This is a genomic window from Pseudoalteromonas sp. NCCP-2140 (genome assembly GCF_023708065.1).
Lineage (GTDB): Bacteria > Pseudomonadota > Gammaproteobacteria > Enterobacterales > Alteromonadaceae > Pseudoalteromonas.
In genome coordinates this window covers 18,966-40,960 of record NZ_BRCZ01000013.1, presented here as the reverse complement: position 1 = coordinate 40,960, position 21,995 = coordinate 18,966, and the positions used below count along the sequence as shown (strand labels likewise).

16 protein-coding genes are annotated in these 21,995 nt (G+C 43.0%); 8 read left to right on the top strand and 8 right to left on the bottom strand.

From position 1 onward, the window contains the following. Positions 1–93: 93 nt before the first annotated feature. Together NFU46_RS18230 and NFU46_RS18225 are read left to right on the top strand one after the other, a co-directional pair. Positions 94–2,319 carry a S9 family peptidase gene (locus tag NFU46_RS18230; RefSeq protein WP_251603858.1) on the top strand — a complete coding sequence of 742 codons (2,226 nt, stop codon included), beginning with the start codon at positions 94–96 and terminating at the stop codon, positions 2,317–2,319. Positions 2,320–2,468: 149 nt separating this feature from the next. Continuing rightward, entirely contained in the window at positions 2,469–4,103 is a 1,635-nt protein-coding gene (locus NFU46_RS18225) for a methyl-accepting chemotaxis protein (protein WP_175083270.1), read from the top strand. Positions 4,104–4,167: 64 nt separating this feature from the next. Here the strand turns inward: NFU46_RS18225 and NFU46_RS18220 are convergent, their stop codons facing one another. The 4 genes from NFU46_RS18220 to NFU46_RS18205 form a co-directional block, all read right to left on the bottom strand. Then, entirely contained in the window at positions 4,168–5,691 is a 1,524-nt protein-coding gene (locus NFU46_RS18220; RefSeq protein ID WP_175083269.1) for a leucyl aminopeptidase family protein, read from the bottom strand. A gap of 103 nt (positions 5,692–5,794) precedes the next feature. After that, a complete protein-coding gene (locus tag NFU46_RS18215) occupies positions 5,795–7,477 on the bottom strand; it encodes a carbon starvation protein A (protein WP_063529047.1) in 1,683 nt (560 codons plus the stop codon). Between the two features lie 106 nt (positions 7,478–7,583). Continuing rightward, on the bottom strand, positions 7,584–8,636 hold the full coding sequence (gene dinB / locus NFU46_RS18210; RefSeq protein WP_054552593.1) for a DNA polymerase IV: 1,053 nt from the start codon (positions 8,634–8,636) through the stop codon (positions 7,584–7,586). Positions 8,637–8,697: 61 nt separating this feature from the next. Beyond that, positions 8,698–8,904 (bottom strand): hypothetical protein, encoded by a 207-nt coding sequence (locus NFU46_RS18205; RefSeq protein ID WP_054562678.1) that lies wholly within the window; start codon positions 8,902–8,904, stop codon positions 8,698–8,700. Positions 8,905–9,057: 153 nt separating this feature from the next. On the opposite strand from NFU46_RS18205, the gene NFU46_RS18200 reads away from it, so the two are divergent. The 3 genes from NFU46_RS18200 to NFU46_RS18190 all read left to right on the top strand — a co-directional run bounded on the left by NFU46_RS18200 (position 9,058) and on the right by NFU46_RS18190 (position 11,614). Then, positions 9,058–9,486: a thioesterase family protein gene (locus tag NFU46_RS18200; RefSeq protein ID WP_058586547.1), complete on the top strand. Its 429-nt coding sequence runs from the start codon at positions 9,058–9,060 to the stop codon at positions 9,484–9,486. Positions 9,487–9,498: 12 nt separating this feature from the next. After that, entirely contained in the window at positions 9,499–10,551 is a 1,053-nt protein-coding gene (locus NFU46_RS18195) for an aldo/keto reductase (RefSeq protein WP_175080259.1), read from the top strand. Positions 10,552–10,687: 136 nt separating this feature from the next. Further along, positions 10,688–11,614: an ABC transporter substrate-binding protein gene (locus tag NFU46_RS18190; protein ID WP_251603856.1), complete on the top strand. Its 927-nt coding sequence runs from the start codon at positions 10,688–10,690 to the stop codon at positions 11,612–11,614. On the opposite strand, the gene NFU46_RS18185 is transcribed toward NFU46_RS18190, so the two are convergent. From NFU46_RS18185 to NFU46_RS18175, 3 genes are all read right to left on the bottom strand, one after another. Further along, a complete protein-coding gene (locus NFU46_RS18185) occupies positions 11,565–12,176 on the bottom strand; it encodes a fumarylacetoacetate hydrolase family protein (RefSeq protein WP_251603854.1) in 612 nt (203 codons plus the stop codon). The two genes, NFU46_RS18190 and NFU46_RS18185, sit on opposite strands and share 50 nt — an antisense overlap. 105 nt (positions 12,177–12,281) lie before the next feature. Further along, on the bottom strand, positions 12,282–14,798 hold the full coding sequence (locus NFU46_RS18180; RefSeq protein WP_251603852.1) for an exo 1,3/1,4-beta-D-glucan glucohydrolase: 2,517 nt from the start codon (positions 14,796–14,798) through the stop codon (positions 12,282–12,284). Positions 14,799–14,806: 8 nt separating this feature from the next. Beyond that, the gene (locus tag NFU46_RS18175; protein ID WP_175080252.1) at positions 14,807–16,075 is read right to left on the bottom strand and encodes a sugar MFS transporter; all 1,269 of its coding nucleotides are present in this window, start codon (positions 16,073–16,075) and stop codon (positions 14,807–14,809) included. Positions 16,076–16,305: 230 nt separating this feature from the next. Between NFU46_RS18175 and NFU46_RS18170 the strand changes: the two genes are divergently transcribed. Genes NFU46_RS18170 through NFU46_RS18160 form a run of 3 tightly spaced genes read left to right on the top strand, consistent with a single transcriptional unit; the run spans position 16,306 to position 20,034 of the window. Then, complete coding sequence (locus NFU46_RS18170) at positions 16,306–17,634, top strand: GH1 family beta-glucosidase (RefSeq protein ID WP_251603850.1); 1,329 nt, start codon at positions 16,306–16,308, stop codon at positions 17,632–17,634. Positions 17,635–17,658: 24 nt separating this feature from the next. Further along, positions 17,659–18,990 carry a glycoside-pentoside-hexuronide (GPH):cation symporter gene (locus NFU46_RS18165; protein ID WP_251603848.1) on the top strand — a complete coding sequence of 444 codons (1,332 nt, stop codon included), beginning with the start codon at positions 17,659–17,661 and terminating at the stop codon, positions 18,988–18,990. A gap of 21 nt (positions 18,991–19,011) precedes the next feature. Further along, positions 19,012–20,034: a LacI family DNA-binding transcriptional regulator gene (locus NFU46_RS18160; protein WP_251603846.1), complete on the top strand. Its 1,023-nt coding sequence runs from the start codon at positions 19,012–19,014 to the stop codon at positions 20,032–20,034. Here the strand turns inward: NFU46_RS18160 and NFU46_RS18155 are convergent. Continuing rightward, positions 19,997–21,964 carry a response regulator gene (locus NFU46_RS18155; protein ID WP_251603843.1) on the bottom strand — a complete coding sequence of 656 codons (1,968 nt, stop codon included), beginning with the start codon at positions 21,962–21,964 and terminating at the stop codon, positions 19,997–19,999. The genes NFU46_RS18160 and NFU46_RS18155 overlap by 38 nt on opposite strands. Between the last annotated feature and the right edge of the window lie 31 nt (positions 21,965–21,995).

Below are 21,995 nucleotides of genomic sequence, written 5' to 3'. Positions count from 1 at the left end.
GGGTAAACAAACCCTACTTTATAGCATTTTGTTGCAGTTGCCTAAGCTTACCATTACCATCGTGGCAGTTTTTATTCGAGCGAAGGTACTCCTGTGCTAAAAAAAATTAAATCTCTCTCACTTGCTTTGCCAGTGGTGGCAACAGCATTCAGTGTGACCGCTGAACCACTCACTCTTGAACGTATTTTTGACGATCCAAGCTTAGCAGGTAAAGCGCCTGTACAACTTAAATTCTCTCCAGATGGCAGTCGTGTAACTTACCTGCAAGGTAAAACCGATGATTACAATCGCTACGACTTATGGGAATACAACTTAAAAGATAACAAAAACCGCTTATTAGTTGACTCTGCTGCGCTATTTTCTGGTCCAGAAAACTTATCTGACGAAGAAAAAGCACGCCGTGAGCGCCAACGTATTTTTGGTAAAGGGATCTTAGAATATAAATGGTCAAAAGACGGTAAAGCGCTTTTATTCCCGCTTAATGGCGACCTTTATTATTATGAGCTTGCTTCAGCTAAAAGCCGCAAATTAACCGACACAGAAGCATTTGAAACCGATGCACGTTTCTCACCTAAAGGGCACTTTGTGTCGTTTATTCGTGAGCAAAACCTGTATGCACTTAACTTAAAAACGGGTCAAGAAATCCAATTAAGTAAAGATGGTGGCGGCGTTATTAAAAACGGTATGGCCGAGTTTGTTGCGCAAGAAGAAATGGGCCGCATGACTGGCTACTGGTGGTCTGGTGATGAGTCTAAAATCGCTTATACCCGTGTTGATGAAAGCCCAGTAAAAGAAGCGATCCGTAATGAAATTTACGCCGATGAAGTAAAGCTATTTAATCAGCGCTACCCGTTTACAGGTACCGACAACGTTAAAATTCAGTTAGGTGTTGTAAGCATCAACAATCAAAAAACTGACTGGGTTGATTTAGGCGACGATCAAGATATTTATATCGCTCGCGCAAAATGGTTAAAAGATAACAAAACACTTTCTTATCAGTGGCAAGACCGCTCGCAACATAACTTAGAGTTACGTTTTTATAATAGCGACACTAAAAAACAAACCGTTGCCCTAACAGAAACCAGTGATACTTGGATTAACCTGCACTTTGATTTGCAGTTCTTAAACGATAAGAAACATTTCGTTTGGGCATCTGAGCGCGACGGTTTTAAACACCTTTATTTATACCGCACAAACGGTGAAATGATCCGTCAAATCACCCAAGGGGAATGGGTTGTTGATAGCTTAAAAGGTATCGATGAGAAAAAAGGCATCGTTTATTTTGCAGGTCGTAAAGACACGGCACTTGAAAGCCACCTTTACAGCGTACCGCTATTCAAAAAAGGCGAAATTAAGCGCGTAACTGAGCTAGGTGCTTACCATAATGTGGTGATTGCTAAAGATAACAAAACCTTTATCGATAACAGCTCATCAGTGAATAAGCCTGGCTCTGCAGCATTACGTAAAATTAATGGCGAATTTATCACTTGGCTTGAAGAAAACAAGTTAGATAAGTCACACCCATTAACGCCTTACCTAGCTGATTTGATCACGCCTGAATACGGCACGTTAAAGGCTGAAGACGGGCAAATCATGCATTACCGTTTATTCAAGCCAACTAATTACCAAGATGGTAAAAAGCACCCAGTTATTGTTAACGTTTATGGCGGCCCTCATGCTCAGCGCGTAACGAACAGCTGGCGTAGTAAAAACTTATACTTCCAGTACATGGCACAACAAGGCTATGTTATTTTCCAACTTGATAACCGTGGTTCATACAACCGTGGTAAAAAGTTTGAAGACGTGATTTATAAGCACTTAGGTGTTGCTGAAGTGGCAGACCAAATCAAAGGTGTCGAGTTCTTACGTACCCTTGATTACGTTGACCCTGAACGTATTGGTATTTATGGCCACAGCTACGGTGGTTATATGGCGCTTATGACTATGTTTAAAGCGGGCGACTACTTCAAAGCCGGTGTTTCTGGTGCGCCAGTAACTGATTGGGCACTTTACGACACTCACTACACTGAACGTTATGTAGGTCACCCTGCAACTAACGCGAAAGGTTACGAAGCAAGTGCAGTTTTCCCATATGCCGAAGGCTTAAAAGGCCCACTGATGATTTACCACGGTATGGCAGATGATAACGTGTTATTCACTCACGCCACTAAGTTATTCAAACAACTGCAAGATCAAGAAAAGCAGTTCGAAATGATGACTTACCCGGGTTCAAAACACAGTTTACGTGGCAAGAGCGTACAAACGCACTTACACCAAACCATCACCAGTTTCTTCAACCGACACTTTAACGTGGAGTAATCACGTTTAATTTCGGTAACTTAGACTAAAGGCTGATTGTTAAATCAGCCTTTTTTTTGTCTCAATGTATTCTACTATTTAACTAGATTTTCGACCTATTTTAGCTACGCTTAATACATTGCTCCTATGGGCATGACGAAGGAATACACATGAATTTACGCCGTTTTACAATTTTTCAGCGCCTCGCCATGTTAGTGAGTGTGGTCGTAATAGGGCTGATATTTTTAAGCGTCTCGAGTTTAACTCAGCAATACAGCTCGCTAAAGCAAGAGCAATACATAAAAACCCAAAACCTTGTTGAGTCAGCTTACTCTATTATTGAGCATAATTATGCGTTGTTTGAGCAAGGTAAGCTGAGTGAGCAACAAGCCAAACAAGCAGCCCTCGAAACAATTTCTGCACTACGTTATGACAACAGCAATTACTTTTGGATCAACGACTATCAACCCGTGATGGTCATGCACCCATTTAAGCCCGAATTAAATGGTAAATCGCTAGCGGGCAGTAAAGATCCAGATGGCGTGTTGTTATTTGTCGATATGGTTAATATCGTCAAAAAACAAGGTGAAGGTTTTATTCCCTACAAGTGGCCAAAGCCAGGTAAAGATAAGCCGGTTGATAAAATTGCCTACGTAAAAGGCTTTGATAAATGGCAATGGATTGTTGGTTCTGGTGTCTACATTGATACCATTGAAGAGGCATTCTCTTCGCTTCGTACTCATGTCATTATCACCGCAGTGGTGATCATTGCCCTACTGGTTGCGCTAAGCTACCTAATTGCCAATAGTATTCTTCGCCCAACCCAACTTGCCGCCGACATGATGAAAGACATCTCACAAGGTGAAGGCGACTTAACCCAAAAGCTTGATGAAAATGGCAATGACGAAGTGTCTCGTTTGTCGCGCTACTTTAACTTGTACACCGCAAAAATGCGTGAGTCACTGAAACATGTTGCCCACAATGCCGAGCAAGTAAATCAGTTTGCCCATAGCGTTGATGATGCCAGTAAAACCAATCACTCCTTTATTGAGCTACAAAACGACAGCTCAACACAAGTAGCAACCGCGATGGAACAAATGACCCATCAAATTCACGATGTTAGTCAAAATGCCGACCAAGCTGAGCATGCCGCTAATGAAGCAGCGCAAAATGCTGAAGCGGGCAAGCAGGTTCTTAACAAGACTATCACCGCCATTGAGACCCTGTCGCATAATATTGAACAAGTGAGTAAGGTAACGGCGGATCTTGCTGCAGAGAGTAACAACATTGGCTCAGTACTTGATGTTATCCGAAGTATTGCTGAGCAAACCAACTTACTGGCTCTCAATGCTGCCATTGAAGCGGCCCGTGCTGGTGAACAAGGTCGAGGCTTTGCCGTAGTGGCTGACGAAGTGCGTACATTAGCAAGTCGCACAGGTAAAAGTACTGATGAAATTCAAGCCATGATCAGTAAACTACAAACAGGCGCACAAGCTGCTGTTGATGCTGTATCGGCAAGCCAACAGTTATCAACTGAAACGGTTTCACAAGCAGGTGAAGCAAATAGTTCATTGAGTGAGATTGAGCGACTTGTCTCTATTATTAAAGATATGAACAGCCAAATAGCCCGCGCTACAGAGCAACAAACCAGCGCCGCAGATGAGGTTAATTTACGGATTAATGAGCTTTCACAATCAACCGAACAATCACTGTCGAATACCGAAGGACTCTCGAACGCCAGTGAAAACTTAAAACAAAGCTCGCAAGCGTTAAGTGATGTCGTTAACCGCTTCAAGCTCGACTAACACCACAAAAAAGCCCCGCATTGCAGTGCGGGGCTTTTAAAACTAAAAACTTATAGCTTCTAGCTTATAAACAATAACGAGCGAATAAGCTGCTTACTGTTGCTGCGGTAGGCTTACCATGTTGCCAATCACCGCCTTCTACGCCGCTACCTGCGATGTCCATATGAACATACGGTAATGGTTGCGCTGATTCAGTACCATGTTTATCTAAACCACCAACAATCGCTAAGAATGCCATTGGGAACTGGTGACCACGAGCTGTCACTGCAGAAGCGGCATTGTTACTTGATAATACATCGTCAGCTAACGTGCGAGGACGAATAAAGTCATAATCTTCACGGCGGCTACGAGATACTTCGGCGCCATCTGCCCATAAATCGCCTAAGTCAGCAATTTGGCGTGAAATTTTCGCTGCGCGAGCTGGACCATTTTCAACATACGCACTGTAAGGACCCATCGCACGAGCTGCGTGGCCTGTTAGTGTTGCAACAGTGAATAGCTCTGGATTTACTTCGTTTAAAGCACGATCTTTCATTTCGCTTAATAGGTCACCCATTGCTAAACGGCCTTCAGCATCTGTATTACCGATACGAACACGCACACCTTCACGGCTGGTAATGATTTCATCAGGAACAAAACAATCAGAACCAATTGAGTTACGAACTACGGCTAGGTAAGCAATCACTTTTACGCCTTTTGGTGCAAAGTCAGCCACAGATTTCATAAAGCCAGCAACCGAAGCTGCACCGCCTTTATCGCGGCTCATACCTGCCATAAAGCCACCCACTTTAAGGTCTGCACCACCGGTATCGTAAACTAAACCTTTACCAACAAACATTAAGGTACGCTCAACGTCGCCTTCAGGCACGTATTCTAGTTTTACAACACGTGGGTGATGACGCTCAACAGCGTAAGATGCGCGCGCTACGGTGCTCATCATTGGGTAATCTTTATCGATAGTGTTGATATCTGAAATCACTTCAACAGACACCTTACTATCAGCAAATAACTCAACGCAGTAATCAGCAAAGCGAGGTGGTGCCATACGCTCAGGTTCGGTACCACATAAATCACGTGCAGCATATTGACCTGCAGCAATAGCATTAAGCGCTTTGCTCATTGCCTCATCTGCACCCACTAGGCTAATTTGGCTAATTGGTTCAATCGCTTGGCCGTGAAACTCACGTGCCTCAAGTGGTTGCCAAAGCGCTTGGCAAGCACCTAAATAAGCCACTTCAAGGGCATGCTTGTAACGGCTATCTTGATTTACGTTAGCAAGTAAAATTGCAGGCTGAGTGCTACCCGATGCTTTCGCCTCTAGTACACCTTGCTTCGCGGCATCAAAGTAACGACGTACATCATCATAATCACGATTTAGAGGGCCTGTAGGCGCTAAAATAACGCGTTTAGAGTCAATAACAAGTAATGTCACTTGTTTGCCAATACGTGCGTCTACAGCTTGTTGAGCGCTAATAGCTTGGCTTAAGCTTGCATCTGCTAAAGAAGAAAAATCATCACCGATAATAATCAATGCATCGTGATTTGCATCCGCTAATTGCGGGGCTGCAACTGCATGAGGGTATGCCATAAAAAAGGTCCTGCTGTTAGAAACATAGGACCTTATTATCATTGATTTAGAGCGCTATTGCCAGCCAAGTAAGACAGCTTACGATATGGCTGGCAAGCTAAGTTTACTGCTCTGTAATGTGTGCTGAGTCTTTACGATGCTTAACAATTACAGACCAAGCCTCAAGCATAACCAGTACGCTCACAACCAGTACTAACAAATCAAGTGTCACTAGTAACCAGTTACCTTGTTGGTAGTACTCGCCCAGTTTAATAACCCCAGCAAAGAACGCCATAACTAGTACAAAGCTCATTGGGATCAAGGTGTATTTAGCCGGGCGATTCGCTTTAATAAGCATTACCGAGATAACCAGTAGGGTTAAGCTGGCTAAGATCTGGTTAGTCGAACCGAATAATGGCCAAATGATCATACCGCCGCTACCGTCAGCGCCACCAGCACCAAAAGCAAGCAGTAAACAGCTAAGTACTGCAATGAGTGTGGCTACAATACCATTACGAATGATGCTGATATTATAAATATCACCCCACTCTTGAATGATATAACGCTGCAGGCGCACGCCAGAGTCCATCGTAGTCCCCGCAAACAAGACCACCATTACGGCAAGTAAAGTTGATGCCACCTCTTGCGAGATACCCCAACCACTTTCAATTAAGTTAGCACCACCATTAATAAAGGCGCTCACACTACCGGCACCTAAGTGACTGTAAATTTCGTGCCATTCTTCAGGAGATACCGCAAGTGCAACACCACTTACTGCAACTAGTGTAATAAGCGCAAGCATACCTTCGCCTACTGCACCTAAGTAACCCACAAAGCGACCATCGGTTTCTTTGTTAAGCTGCTTAGAACTGGTACCTGAAGACACAATACCGTGGAAACCCGATACCGCACCACAAGCTATGGTCACAAATAGCAATGGAATTATACTTGGTGTATCAACCGCCGTTTGAGTATTAAACGCAGGCGCTGTGATATCCGGCATTGACACAAAAACCGCACCATATAGTAATACTAAACCAACCAATAACTGCATACCGTTAATGAAGTCGCGTGGCTGTAAAAGCATCCATACTGGCAATAATGAAGCAATGGCTGCATAGATAAATAAGATGATGATCCAGTTCGCATTCGCACTTAAGCCAAACATTTCATCAGGTAATGAAATCGGCATGCCACTACCAAGGTAAATGGTGTAATAAAGAATTCCCACACCAATTAAACAAAGCGGAATTAACGACACTTTACGGCGTAGCAACTGACCAATAACTAAGGCCACGACAATCGCTGACCAAGCTGGAAATACCGCGTTGGGTTGCGATACAAATGACTTGGCAATCACCACACCAAATACCGCATTCACCATCAGTAGTACTAAGAACACCACAATCATAAATAATGCACGGGTGCGTTTACCAATTACGCTTTCAGATAAAGCGCCCATTGATTTGCCTTTGTTACGCGCACTGGCCCATAGAGCGCCCATGTCGTGAACACCAGCAAAAAAGATAGTACCAAATACTACCCACAGTACCGCAGGCACCCAGCCCCAGTATACGGCAATGGCAGGGCCAACAATTGGCGCAGCACCTGCAACAGAGGTGAAATGGTGGCCCCATAACACAACTTTGTTAGTTGGCACATAATCCACACCATCCTCAAGTTCATGAGCTGGTGTGACAAAATTATCATCCATTTTAAATATTTTTTCGGCGATGAATTTCGAATAAAAGAACCATCCGAACAACATACCGACTATTCCGAGCAGCACGATTACGACCGATTGCATAGTCATCTCTCTTATTAAGTTATAATGTTGTCTAAGGTGTTGAACTAGGCAGGCCTAGCACCCCAACTAGACACTAACAAACTTTCAAGCACCAAGGTGTTAACCTTTAGTCTAATATACTCAGCTGAAAATGCTCGTGAGCCTGACTCTTTATTCCGACACCTATTCCTAACAGGCGTACTGGCTGGTTGTTACCTCGCTCATAAGCTTTACTCATTAACTCAGCAAAAATGCGTTCGTCTAATTGATGGTGGCTTTGATCGGCACTGGTCACGACAAAATTGGCAAACTTGACCTTCACCGATAATTTATTGATGCGGTTGTTTAATTGTTGTTTATCAAGACGACGAGTTAATTCATCCATCAAGCGGGGTAACTGACTTAGACACTCATCTAAGTTATTTTTATTGTATTCATAGGTGTGCTCAACACTGAGTGACTTTCGTACTCGCTCAGTTGACACTTTGCCAACGTACTCGCCTGCACACTTTTGATATAAAGACACGCCAAAATTACCAATGTGCTGCTGCATCCAATTAACCCCTTTCGCACGCACATCAGCCCCTGTGTAAAGCCCTTTAAGTTGCAGCTTTTCTAATGTCACCTTGCCTACGCCAGGAATTTTGCCAAGCGGTAAACTCGCCAAAAAGTCATCAACTTGATCGGGCAATACCACAAACTGACCATTAGGCTTGTTTTCATCGCTGGCAATTTTGGCAATAAACTTAATTGGCGCGACGCCCGCTGAGGCCGTTAGTCCGGTGGTGTCATAGATTTCTTGGCGGATTTGCTGAGCCATGAGTGTTGCACTGCCTTTGCATGCGGTACTGTCGGTTACATCAAGATAGGCTTCATCTAACGATAACGGCTCAATAAGGTCGGTGTACTTTGCAAAAATGGCGCGAATTTGCGTGGAGATTTCTTTATAAACCTGCATTCGTCCGGGCACGATAACCAGATCGGGGCACAGTTGTTTGGCGTGATAGTTCGACATCGCCGAGCGCACACCATATTTACGGGCAATATAATTAGCAGTTGAAAGCACCCCGCGACGACTATTACCACCTATAGCCAGTGGCACATTGGCAAGCGCGGGGTTATCACGCATCTCAACGGCTGCATAAAAGCAGTCCATATCGATGTGAATGAATTTTTTCATCAGGAATACAACAACTGTTTATATATACAGTTATTATATTTAAACTTCCTGAGAGTGCAAGCTAAGAGGTTTGGCTTGTTTGTTGGTTTGGTTTTTTACGGCTAATAAGCCGTGAACCAAATAACCAAAACGCGGCTTCTAATAACAAGCCCACGACAATTAAAGCGATAAATCCTGACATTGTGCCCATGCTATAACAGAGCAAAGCTAGAGCTAGCAAGATGAAAAGTGCAATCCACTTTATCACCCTCAAGGTTAGTTGCTGCATAATTAAGGTCCTTTAATGTGTGTTCATTTTGCTCACACTTTACGTAAGCGTGAACTTATAAATCTAGCACAATCTACTGAGCTTTCTAATTTCCTTGAGCTAAAAGCAGCATATTGCTAACCTAAGATTTCTCACAATCAACGAAGATTTACTATGCAATCGTTTATAGAACAACACCCTATCAGAACAAAAATTAATGTTGCATGGGGCGAAATGGATGCCCTGCAGCACGTCAATAATGTGGTGTATTTTCGCTACTTTGAAACAGCCCGTATCGATTTTTTTACTCAACTCGGCTTTCTTAAAGATTTACAAGTAACAGGTGTAGGTCCGGTGATCAGCGAAAACAACGCCCGCTATAAACGCCCGGTGACATTTCCTGATACTGTGCATGTTGGTGTAAAGATTAGTGACATTGAACAAGATCGTTTTATGATGCATTACACTGTATTTAGTGAAAGCCAAGACGCAGTAACAACCATTGGCTCATCACAAGTGGTTATGTTTAATTTTAAAACGGGTAAAAAAGCGCAGTTAAATGATGAGTTATTAACTGCACTTAAAGCCCATTCTAGCGATTAACAAGGATCTACTATGCTTTATAGCCCACTTGGTCGAAGTGGTATTGATGTATCTCGTGTCTGCTTAGGTAGCATGACATGGGGTATGCAAAACAACCAAGCCGATGCCGATGAACAAATCGCCTACGCATTAGATAAGGGCGTTAACTTTATTGATACCGCCGAAATGTATGCCGTACCACCTTCTCCAGACACCTATGGTAAGACAGAAGAGATCATTGGTAATTGGTTAGCGCGTAATAAAGACAAACGCGATGATCTTGTCATTGCCACTAAAATTGCGGGTAACGGCTTACCTTGGGTACGCGATGCCGGCGATATTACTCGCCAAGCCATTGTTGAAGCCGTTGATGCATCTCTTAAACGCTTACAAACTGAGGTTATCGATTTATACCAATTACATTGGCCTAACCGTACATCACCGCACTTTGGTAAACAGTGGCCAGGTAAAGTGTGCTTCTCTGAGGCTGACACTGAACAAAATATCGCTGGCATGTTAGATATTCTTGAAGGTCTGAATGACTGTATCAAGGCTGGTAAAATTAAGCACTGTGGTTTATCAGACGATACACCTTGGGGCATCAGCCAGTACTTACGCTTAAGTGAGCAGCATAACCTTCCGCGCATGGTATCGATTCAAAACGAATTTAGTTTATTGCACGCCAAAGATTGGCCGTATTTAATTGAACAATGTATTCATGAAGATATTGCTTACCTACCTTGGTCACCACTAGGTGGCGGCATGCTAAGTGGTAAGTACTTAAATGGTGCTCGCCCTGAAGGTAGTCGTTGGACGCTAGTGCAACGTAATGGCTTATTTAGAGACACAGCACAATCACGGGCTGCGATTGCTGAATATGTTGAAATTGCTAACGCCTTTAATTTAACACCTTCACAACTTGCATTGGCTTGGTGTGATCAAGTGGATGGCGTAAGCTCTACAATTATAGGTGCAACCTCAATGGCGCAGTTAAAAGAAAATATCGATGCTTTCTCAGTGCAATTAAGCGATGAAGCTAACGATAAAATCGCTGATGTATTTACCCGCTATCCTATGCCTTTCTAAGCAATTATTTGCATTAGTATAAGCCTGTTACCTGACAGGCTTATTAATACTTATTCATCATTTTTATACTCTACCTACAACTTTACCCATACTTTAGTGTATAGTTATTCATAGAGTTTCACTATGTAGGTTGTTAATGAGTAAATACATAAAACAAGTAGTATGCGTAGTTGCAGGGGTTTTACTTGCTCCAATTACTCATGCCTCCGACAAGCTCTCTATTACCTGGCTTGAAAATGATGCGAAGCCTTTCTATATCGAGAAAAGTAACGCTACCCCCCATGGTGGGCTGTGCAATGAAATTACCGATATGTTGATTGAAGCATTACCTGACATTAACCACAGCAAAGTGATGTTGCCGCAAAAACGTGGCAGTAAATATCTCAGTGACGGACAAATGGCATGCTATGCTTGCATGATCCATCGTGATAAAAAAAACAACCGTGCTACCTACTCAATCCCAACCACAGTGTACCCACCGTTTAGCGTATTAAGTACCAAAGAAAAAGCACTGAAGATTAAGCAAAAACACGGTAACCCAGTTTCATTAGTCTCATTATTGACTGATGCCAATTTCATTTATGGTCAAAACGATGCGCGTAAATTTGGCAGTCAATTAGATAAGATTGCAAAAAATACCAAGCTTTACGAAAGTGCAGCACTAAGTGGTAATGGCAGTAGTCCTATTTTTGCTTTGCTATCACAGTTAGAGCATGGCTACATTGATTACACCATTGATTACCCGTACGTTGCTGATTATTACAATCAACAAAACCAACAGGATATTCAAAAGCTCAAAATTACCAACCCAGACCAGAATGTGGTTTTTGGTTCCATAGGCTGCTCGACAAGCGCACCTAATAATTATGCCGAAAAAGTGCTAGCAAAAATTAATGAAGCGCTGAAAAGCAAAGTATTGCCAAGCGAGAGATATCAGCAAAGTCAACGAGTTTGGCTCGAACAAAGCTTTCCTGAATTTTCAACCTATTATCAGCGCTACATTTTAGACCCGCTTAAAGAGCCTGCCACTGATGAGATAGCAACGCCTGCTGACCATCCATAAGTGTTACCACAAAGGTTGAATTAGCGACAACCTTCCCTACACCTTCAGGCGTGCCTGTCATAATGATGTCGCCATCTTCTAGGTCCATAAATTCACTGATTTCAGTTAAGATTTGCTCTGCGTTATGCAGCATTAACTTTGTATCGCCTAGTTGAGTGTCTTTATCATCAATCTTTAGACTAAATTGATAATGTAAGTTGGAATTAACAGCAACAAACTCAGTAAAAAGCGCTGAACCATTAAATGCTTTTGCGCGCTCCCAGGGGAGGCCTTTTTCTTTAAGCTTGCTTTGTAGGTCTCGCTTGGTTAAATCAAGCCCAAGCCCAACCGCAGCCAGTTGCTTATTTTTAACTAAAAAACAAAGCTCTGTTTCGTAATGTAAAGTCTCACCTAAGTGTTCACTATTGAGAGAATCGGTGATCGCACTATTTGGTTTTGCAAACAGCACCATATTTGTAGGCGTTTCGTTGTTAAGCTCTGCAATATGCGCTGCATAATTGCGGCCAACACAAATGATTTTACTAGGTAAAAACGTTTTATCTGCAAATCTAACCTTATGCATTATTCCTCCGTTAAGTAATTTATACCAAATAATGGCTTTACATAAAAAAGGCTAACAGATGCGACAGCAACTGTTAGCCATGAGGAACATTAAGGGAGAAAAAAGTTAGTTGCAAGAAATAGCAGTATCGTTTTTCTTCGAGGTTGTCACATTCAATTTAGCAATCGATACCTGCCATGCACCTTCAGTGGCTAGCTGCCAAGGTGAGAACACTTGTCCAAGTTGCACACCTTGCTCAGCAAAGCAGCTCAAATCGATTGTCAGGGTTTGCCAATCACTTGCTGCTTTAACCTGTTTGCTAATATCAAATTGACCGTCACAGTTTTCACCACATTGCATACCCAGCATCAGCGGCGCATCAGCAGCTTGGTCTACCTTAATTTGCATTTCTAACTGCCCCGCTTTTTCAACGTATGAACGAAGATCCGACGGGAACGCAGCCATTAAACGAACCGCAGCCGCTTCTTTACCGTTAAAGCTGATTGCGCGCGCATCTTCTTGTACATCTTTATCAAAGGTTTTTACGCTAACAGCGTTAAGGGCTGCACGACTACTAGTCATGGCTTGGAGCTCAGAACCACTTTGTAGTTGCAGTGACCATGGCGCTTTTACGGCGCGCTCAAATAGTACTAAGTCTTCTAATTTAGCGGCGACTTGTGATTTTTCGCTTAAGTCATCTGCTAATGTGTTTTTATCTTGGTAAGTTAAACCAAAGCCATAAGGCAGCAGTGGCGCGTAATCTTTATCGCCACGGTTTTGGTTACCTACAGGGTTGTTTGGCCATGAGAACGATAACTTACCTTTAAAGTCATGATTGATAGAACCATCTTGCTTTTTAAAGATAACATCGCTGATTGCATCACCTTCACTACCTGGTAACCAAGTTGCGACAAAGGCATCACTGGCATTGAGCTCTGCATTCACCCACATTGGGCGGCCACTAATAAATAGCGACACCACAGGAATACCGGCATCTTTTAGCTTTTTAAGTAAGGCTAAATCAGTTTTATTACCGCGTTGGTATTCAAGGTTATCTAAATCACCATTACCTTCTGCATACGGTTGCTCACCAAATACAACAATCGCAACATCTGGCTTAGCTTCAAATTCGCCATTTATATTGTATTGAACCTGACCACCGGCTTGCTCAACCGTATTTTTGATGCCATCAAAAATTGAAGAACCACCCGGGAAGTCGCTATTCTCGTTACCTGTACCCTGCCAAGTGATTGTCCAACCACCTGACTGCATACCAATGTTATCAGCACCTTGACCGGCAACTAATACGTTTGAGCTTGGTGCGAGCGGTAACAATTGTTGTTTATTTTTCAGAAGAACCAGTGATTCACGCACTGCCTGCTTTGCAACTGCGCGATGCTCCGCACTGCCAATGATCTCTGTTTTACCTGAAAGCGGACGCTTAGCAGGGCTTGGCTTATCAAACAAACCTGCGCGCATTTTCACACGTAAAATACGTGTTACAGCATCATCGATGCGACTTTGCGCAATTTCGCCACTTTTAACTTGTTTGATAAGGTTTTCGTAAAGAGGTTTCCATGCATCTGTTGGCACCATGTACACATCAAGACCGGCATTTGCTGCTTGTGCACAGTTGCCATTAGTACAACCTGGAATTTGGCCGTGACCGTTCCAATCACCAACTACAAAACCATCAAAGCCCATTTTGCCTTTTAGTACGTCAGTAAGTAGGTATTTGCTACCGTGAATTTTTTCACCATTCCAGCTATTAAATGACGCCATTACAGTTTGTGCGCCAGCACCTAAGCCGCCCACATACCCTTGCGCATGAATATCAAATAACTCTTGCTCAGATGCTGTGTTATTACCTTGGTCATCACCGCCTTCGGTACCGCCATCACCTAAAAAGTGTTTAACGGTACTGATCACGCGCTTATCTGATAAAAAGTCGTCATCAACCGCACCTTGCAACCCTTTAACAATGGCTGCTGAATATGCTTTCACAATTTCAGGGTCTTCAGAATAACCTTCATAAGTACGGCCCCAACGGTCGTCACGAACAACCGCAACCGTAGGCGCGAATACCCAATCGATGCCTGTTACCATCACTTCTTGTGCAGTAGCGGCGGCAATTTTTTCGATTAACTCAGGGTTGTTTGTTGCACCTAAACCAATGTTATGTGGGAATAGTGTCGCACCAATAACATTATTGTGACCATGCACGGCATCGGTGCCCCACATAGTCGGAATTGAGCTGCCATCAAGCGAGTCATCAATTGAGGCTTGATACATTTTTTCAGCAAGATCAATCCAATCTGCGGCACTGGCATGCTTATCATTATTTGGAAATGCGCCACCGCCATTAAGGTAAGAACCAAAGCCGTATTTGCGCATATCTTCAACGGTAATATCGCGAATTTCTGGCTGGATCATTTGCGCAATTTTTTGCTCAAGGGTCATATTTGCCAGCATTTTCGCAATTTTTGCTTCCATTTCTGGATTTGCAGCAATGCCCGTTTCGATGTTTGGCCAAATTTCTTGCTCAGCGCTCACGTTTGCCACCTTATCTTGCCCAGTGCAAGCTGTCATGCTGGCGCCTGCCATCATTAACGAGAAGAGTGTGAATGTTTTTTTCAATTTCATTTTTACACCTATGAAGATTGCTGAGTCTGAGTCGATACTTTTGAGCCAACCAGCGCAAAGTAAGTAATGTATAAATAACATGCGATAGGTAAAAACAACGCCATTTGCACGCCAATAGAATCTGCTAACACACCTTGTAGTAATGGAATAATCGCACCACCTACAATCGCTAAACATAAAATGCCTGAGCCTTTTGATGTATACTTACCAAGGCCATGTAGAGCAAGGCTGAAAATGGTTGGGAACATAATAGAGTTACATAACCCCACAAGTAAAATTGCCCACATAGCAAGGCTTCCCTCACCTGTCATGGCAATAACAACCAGCAGTACTGCTAATAAGCCGTGGCACGCCAGTACCTTACCGGCATTAAACTTTTGCATTACAGCAGCACCAATGAAACGGCCAACCATAGCACCTGCAAAATAGTAGCTAATATAATGCGCTGCTTCATTTTCAGGTAAACCAGCAATGTTATCTAGGGTCAAAAAGCCTACTAAGAAGCTGCCAATCGCTACCTCTGCGCCTACATACACAAAGATACCTACAGCACCTAAAATAAGGTGGCGGTAACGCCAAACACTGCCTAAATCAACAAAGTCTTCTAAGTCTTGATGTGCCGCTTCGCTATCACTTTCTTTACCTAGTTTTGGCAGTTTTAAAAATGCAAAGATAACCGCAAGTACCAATAAGCTTAACGATAACATTAAATAAGGGAGTTTTACTTCTTCTGCCGTTGCTTGGCTAATTTCAGATAGAATTAACCAACCACCAAAAATTGGCGCGACTGTTGTTCCTAAAGAATTAAACGCTTGTGTCATAGTCAAACGCGAAGACGCTGTTTTTTGTGGACCAAGAACACTTACATAAGGGTTGGCAGATACTTGTAAAATAGTGATGCCCGAGGCCAGTACAAACAAGGCCAGTAAGAATAACTCATACACATGAGCAACCGCAGCTGGGTAAAACAGCGCACAACCAATGGCTGCAACCACTAAGCCAACCACAATACCAAACTGGTAACCAATACGACTGACCAACTTGCCTGCCGGAATCGACATCACAAAATACGCACCAAAGAAGCAAAACTGTATGAGCATAGCCTGCGTATAGTTAAGTGAAAACATGCCTTTTAAGTAAGGGATTAATATGTCATTAAGACAAGTGATGAATCCCCACATAAAAAATAATGTGGTCAATGATGCCAGCGCAAAATGCTGCTTTGGCATATCTGCTTGGCCTGCTGCAGCCGAAACAGGAGTTGATACATGAGCCATAATTTTCTTCTCTAGTTAATTATATTTATCAGTTTGTTACAGCAAACTCTGGTACTTAATCACTAACAACAAATAGCGAAAAATGTTGCAACATTAAATGTAAGCGCTTACATTTATAACATATAAATCATATTTAGCAATTTATTTGCAGAAAAAATGTAAGCGCTTACAGCTGAGTCAAAGCTCTAAATATTCAAGCCTTACACTAACCCAAAGGACGAGTATTAACTGTGTATAAATCAATCTCACTGTTACCAGATTCGGCTTTGCTCAAGCCCGAATTCACTTTTGGGGTGGCAACAGCCTCATTTCAGATTGAAGGGGCACGCGATAAGCGCCTCGATTGTATTTGGGATACATTTTGCGAAAAGCCTGGCACCATTGCAGATAACAGCCATGGCGATGTAGCTTGTGATCATGTTGCACGCTGGCAGCAAGATATCGAGATGATTGCAGATTTGGCTGTCGATGCTTACCGCTTATCTATTTCGTGGCCGAGAGTCATGCAACAAGATGGCTCGGTTAACGAGCAAGGTATGGCGTTTTATGTTCAGCTATTATCGGCGTTAAAAGCACGTAATATTAAGACCTACGTCACCTTATATCACTGGGATTTACCCCAATACCTTGAAGATAATGGCGGTTGGTTAAATCGCGAGACAGCCTATAAATTTAAAGACTATGCCGAACTTGTTACTCAACACCTTGGTCACTTAGTTGATTCATTCGCCACCTTGAACGAGCCATTTTGTAGTGCCTACTTAGGTTATGAAGTGGGTGCACATGCACCTGGCATTAAATCGCAACAAGCTGGCCGACAAGCTGCGCACCACTTACTGCTTGCCCACGGTCTTGCAATGCAAGTATTACGTAAAAACTGCCCGGATACAGAAGCGGGTATCGTATTAAACTTCAGCCCGACCTACCCTTTAACCGCCGATGATAAAAAAGCCGCTGAGCTTGCTGATCAATACCATAATCAATGGTATATCAAAGCGGTTTTAGAAGGTGCTTACCCATCTTTACTGGATGATTTAGCTGATGCAGTTAAGCCAACTATTATTGCTGGCGATATGGCGATTATTAGCCAAGCTGTCGACTTTATTGGCGTTAACTACTATACCCGCATACACTACAGAAATACCGCTGATAACTGGTTTGAAGAAGCAAACCTTACAGATGTTCGTGTTACCGATATGGGCTGGGAAGTTTACCCACAAGGTTTAACTGAACTTTTGGTATCACTTCATCAGCAGTATGATTTGCCAAAAATGTATATTACCGAAAATGGCGCAGCCATGGCCGACACACTAGAAAACGGTGAAGTGAACGACATCGAGCGGGTAGATTATTATCATACTCATTTAAATGCAGTGTGTGATGCAATTCGCCAAGGCGTTGATATTCAAGGCTACTTTGCATGGAGCTTAATGGACAACTTTGAATGGGCGTATGGCTACGAAAAGCGCTTTGGGTTAGTTTATATTGATTATCAAAGCCAACAACGCATTTTAAAAGAAAGCGCAAAACAATATCGCGCGCTACTCAAACAGCGATAAAAATAACAACAATCGAGAACACACATGCTGACAAAAAGAGAAAAAATAGCCTACGGATTAGGCGATACAGCAAGTAATATCATCTTTCAAACGGTGATGTTATTTTTAACTTTTTTCTATACTGATATCTTTGGTATTTCACCCGCTATTGTTGGCACCTTGTTTTTGGTGGTGAGAATCGTTGATGCAATTACCGACCCATTAATGGGAGCTTTAACTGATTCAACCCGCACAAAATGGGGAAGCTATCGCCCCTATTTACTTTGGCTTGCTATACCATTTGGGGTGATTAGCATGATCACCTTCACCACACCAGACCTACCAGAGTCAGGCAAAGTGATTTATGCCTTTGTCACTTATACTTTGCTAATGCTGGTTTATACCGCGATTAATATTCCTTACTCAGCGTTAGGTGGGGTATTAAGTGGCGACCCGAAAGAGCGAGTATCAATTCAATCTTATCGATTTGTGTTTGGTATGCTGGGCGGCTTAATTGTCAGTGCCTGTACTTTGCCTTTGGTAAACTGGCTAGGGAAAGGTGATAACGCTACCGGCTACCAACTCACTATGGCTTTAATGAGTGGCTTTGGTGTGATCTTATTTTTGATTTGTTTTCGCTTTACCAAAGAGCGTGTTACAGCTCATAACAGCTCATCGTTGAGCTGGAAAACCCGCATGAACACACTATGGCAAAATGGTCCATTTAAAGTGTTGTGCTTTGCCGCATTTATGTTGTTAACCAGTATGGTACTACGCACTACCCTTGCCATTTACTATGTAAAATATGTACTTGGTGAAGCAGAGCTAGTCACCTACTTTGTTACCATCGGCATGATAGGTAATATTTTGGGCTGTGCCTGTGCAAACCCACTCAGCAAACGTGTTGATAAGAAAACCGCCTATATTCGTTTGCAATATATCTCTGCAGCTATTAGTTGCGTGGCATTTTGGTTGCCAGGCGAACAGCTGATACTTGCCTTTGCGGTGTATTTTTTATGGTGTTTCTTCACGCAAATGGCAACCCCGCTACTGTGGGCAAAAATGGCCGACACCATAGATTACGGGCAATGGAAAACCGGTGAAAGGCTAACAGGCCTAGTCTACGCAAGCGTGGTCTTTTTTATTAAGCTTGGTCTTGCCCTTGGCGGTGCCATTGCAGGTTGGTTACTGGCATTTTATGGCTATGAAACCAATACCGAACTCAGTGAACACACGCTTTCGGGTATCTTAATTTCATTTACCCTTTATCCAGCAATAGGTAGTATGCTTGTCGCATTTATCATGAAAAGGTATATTCTGGATAACCAAACAGTTGAGCAGATCAGTGCCGATTTATCGTTAAAGCAGCATCCATAATTTTGTATAAAAAGGAATAATATGGCCACCATTTACGAGGTGTCGAAACTTGCAGGTGTTTCTCTTGCAACCGTTTCACGAGTAATGAACAACAATGCAAATGTCAGTGATGCAACTCGTAAAAAGGTCACTGCCGCAATGGATGAGCTTGGCTATAGACCTAACTCAATTGCTCAGTCATTAGCATCAAATTGCTCGAACAGTGTTGGCCTACTGGTCTCTGAATTACAAGGTCCGTTTTATGGGCCTATGATGAGCGGCATTGAAAATACCTTTCGTAATCAAGGCAAACATCTGATTATTGCTGCGGGTCACAGTGATGAAGAACGCGAAAAACAAGGGATTGAATTTTTAATTAGCCGTAACTGCGATGGCCTTATTTTGCATGTTGAAGCAGTCAGCGACGACTACCTTATAAAACTCAGTAAAGGCCGTACGCCATTTGTTTTGATCAACCGCTATATCAGCGAACTCAGTGACCGCTGTATTTTGCTTAACAACATTAAAGGTGGCTATTTAGCGGCGAAGCATGTGTTAGAGCAAGGTCATAAAAATATTGCCTACATCAGCGGGCCGCTTTGGAAACAAGATGCCAAAGACCGTCTAGAAGGACATAAACAGGCCCTTGCTGAGTTTAATCTTGAGTTTGATGAAAACCTATTATTCCAAGGTGACTTCATGGAAGCGAGTGGTTACGAAGGTTTAAAAGCACTTCATCAACAAACGCATCCATTCACAGCGCTCATCTGTGCCAATGATGAAATGGCTGTAGGCGCCATGGCTAGCGCGCGGGATTTAGGGTTAACTTTACCTAAGCAATTGTCGATTATGGGTTACGATAACGTATTTTTCACCCGTCACGTTTACCCACAATTGAGTACCGTTAATTACCCAATAGATGAGATGGGTCGCATGGCAGCAGATTGGGTGTTAAATCATGTTTATCAAAAACAAACCCCACCACTACAAACGCTATTTGAACCAGAGCTTATAATAAGGCATTCAATTAGCCGCCAATCAGCTCAGATAACAAGCCAAGGTTAATCGGCTTTAATAACACTTGTTCAATCTCAAGTTGTTCAATTTTTTCTGGCTCTGGCTCTGCGCCACTAACAATGACTAGATTTAAGTCAGGGTGGCGCTGTTTTATCTCATGGGCTAAATCAAGCCCTTCGCCATCAGGCAAATGCATATCGAGTAACACTTTAGCAAAGTTTTGATCGTCACTCAGGGTCGCAAGACATGCAGCACAACTTGGCGCTATAACAGTTTCAACACCTAAGCTTTCAAGCAATAACTGAGTGATTTGCGCCGCATCACTGTCGTCCTCAACCAATAAATAGCGTGTGCTTTGTAATGTCACTTCAGGACTGTCGTCTTGCTCAACCACAGGTGCAGTATTGCCTTCGCAAATGTAATGATTGAGCACTTGGTAAAGCAGCCCAGAATCAACCGGTTTTGCAATCATATCGTTAAAACCAAGCGCGCTTAACTCAGTTCTCACCCCTTTCATGGTGGCGGCAGTAAGCGCGATAATTGGCCCTTGATAGCCCATTTTACGCAGCTCAATGGTAGCCTCTTTGCCGCCCATAACCGGCATATGCAAATCAATAAATACAATATCAAAAGGTTTACCGGCTTGCTCGGCACTGGCTACTTTTTCAATTGCTTGTTTACCGTGTTCTGCGTACTCCACTTCTGCCCCGGTCATAGTGATCATGTGACCAACAAGGGTGCGTAAATCTTTTAAGTCGTCGACCACTAATACCCGACCACTGGTTTCGAGGGTGGCTAATTTTTGCTGGCAATCTGGGTTTGAATCAAAGCGTAGCACTTGGCGCTCAACATCACGAATGTTACCCGGGTAGATAGAAAGGGTAAATTCAGAACCCACACCTTGCGTTGATTCAAGCTCAATAGAGCCTTGCATTCGACTAAGTAACTCTGAACAAATAGCAAGGCCAAGCCCCGCTCCACCGACATCTCGTGATTCTACATCGGCAATTTGTTCAAATGGCTTAAAGATCAATGCTTGTTTTTCGGCTGGGATTCCAAGGCCAGTGTCTTTAATACTAAAAAACAGCATTTCTCGTTCATTGACCCAAGCAGTCCAAGCTCGCACTGTGATCTCGCCTTGGTTGGTAAACTTGATTGCATTGTTGATGATGTTAATTAAGATTTGGCGTAACCGAGTAGCGTCTGTGTTTATAACTAAAGGCAGAGCTTGCTGGGACTCAAACTTAAGCGATAAGCCTTTATCAAGCGCAGAAACGCGCATTAAGGTATAAACGTCAGCCATTAGGCTATCTAAGTTAACATCACTGCAATTGAGCTCCAGTTTATCGGCAGCAATCTTTGATAGGTCAAGCACATCATTGAGTAAACTCAGTAAGTGTTTGCCATTTCGGTAAATCACACCCAACTCATTTTGAGCATGCTGGTTCTTACCGCTTTGCATGAGTAACTCTGTGTAACCCAAGATAGAAGACAGAGGAGTGCGTAGCTCATGGCTTAAATGGGCCAGAAAGCGGTCTTTAGAGCGGTTTTCAGCTTCTGCTTTTAAACGCTCAACACGCTCATCTTCAACATCTCGGCGGGCTAACGCGTAACGTATAGCACGAGCAAAACGCCCGGTGCTCATTTCATTTTTAACGAGATAATCAACAGCTCCGGCATCGAGCGCCGCAGAATCGAGGGCTTCATCTGATTGCCCGGTTAGCATGATAATAGGGCCGCGAAAGCCATTTGCCACAGCCCGTTTTAGTACTTCGAGGCCATCTGATGCGCCTAAGCGGTAATCTAACAAACAAATATCATGTTTGTTTTCGCTAAGCTCACTAATGGCCTGCTCAGGACAACTTAACCACTCAACATCGAATGTATGGGAACCTAATTGGTCTAGGTAGTCGCAAGTAAGAATATAATCGTCTTCGTCGTCTTCTACTAAGAGTAATCGGGTTACCTTGTCTAACATTCTTATTCCTTATTCCAATTTGCTTAATTAA

Coding starts and splice junctions, on each gene's coding strand:
- NFU46_RS18190 (WP_251603856.1), top strand. CDS start 10,688: ATGAGTAAATACATAAAACAAGTAGTATGCGTAGTTGCAGGGGTTTTA.
- dinB (WP_054552593.1), bottom strand. CDS start 8,636: ATGAAAAAATTCATTCACATCGATATGGACTGCTTTTATGCAGCCGTT.
- NFU46_RS18175 (WP_175080252.1), bottom strand. CDS start 16,075: ATGGCTCATGTATCAACTCCTGTTTCGGCTGCAGCAGGCCAAGCAGAT.
- NFU46_RS18160 (WP_251603846.1), top strand. CDS start 19,012: ATGGCCACCATTTACGAGGTGTCGAAACTTGCAGGTGTTTCTCTTGCA.
- NFU46_RS18180 (WP_251603852.1), bottom strand. CDS start 14,798: ATGAAATTGAAAAAAACATTCACACTCTTCTCGTTAATGATGGCAGGC.
- NFU46_RS18205 (WP_054562678.1), bottom strand. CDS start 8,904: ATGCAGCAACTAACCTTGAGGGTGATAAAGTGGATTGCACTTTTCATC.
- NFU46_RS18155 (WP_251603843.1), bottom strand. CDS start 21,964: ATGTTAGACAAGGTAACCCGATTACTCTTAGTAGAAGACGACGAAGAC.
- NFU46_RS18200 (WP_058586547.1), top strand. CDS start 9,058: ATGCAATCGTTTATAGAACAACACCCTATCAGAACAAAAATTAATGTT.
- NFU46_RS18185 (WP_251603854.1), bottom strand. CDS start 12,176: ATGCATAAGGTTAGATTTGCAGATAAAACGTTTTTACCTAGTAAAATC.
- NFU46_RS18220 (WP_175083269.1), bottom strand. CDS start 5,691: ATGGCATACCCTCATGCAGTTGCAGCCCCGCAATTAGCGGATGCAAAT.
- NFU46_RS18195 (WP_175080259.1), top strand. CDS start 9,499: ATGCTTTATAGCCCACTTGGTCGAAGTGGTATTGATGTATCTCGTGTC.
- NFU46_RS18165 (WP_251603848.1), top strand. CDS start 17,659: ATGCTGACAAAAAGAGAAAAAATAGCCTACGGATTAGGCGATACAGCA.
- NFU46_RS18215 (WP_063529047.1), bottom strand. CDS start 7,477: ATGCAATCGGTCGTAATCGTGCTGCTCGGAATAGTCGGTATGTTGTTC.
- NFU46_RS18225 (WP_175083270.1), top strand. CDS start 2,469: ATGAATTTACGCCGTTTTACAATTTTTCAGCGCCTCGCCATGTTAGTG.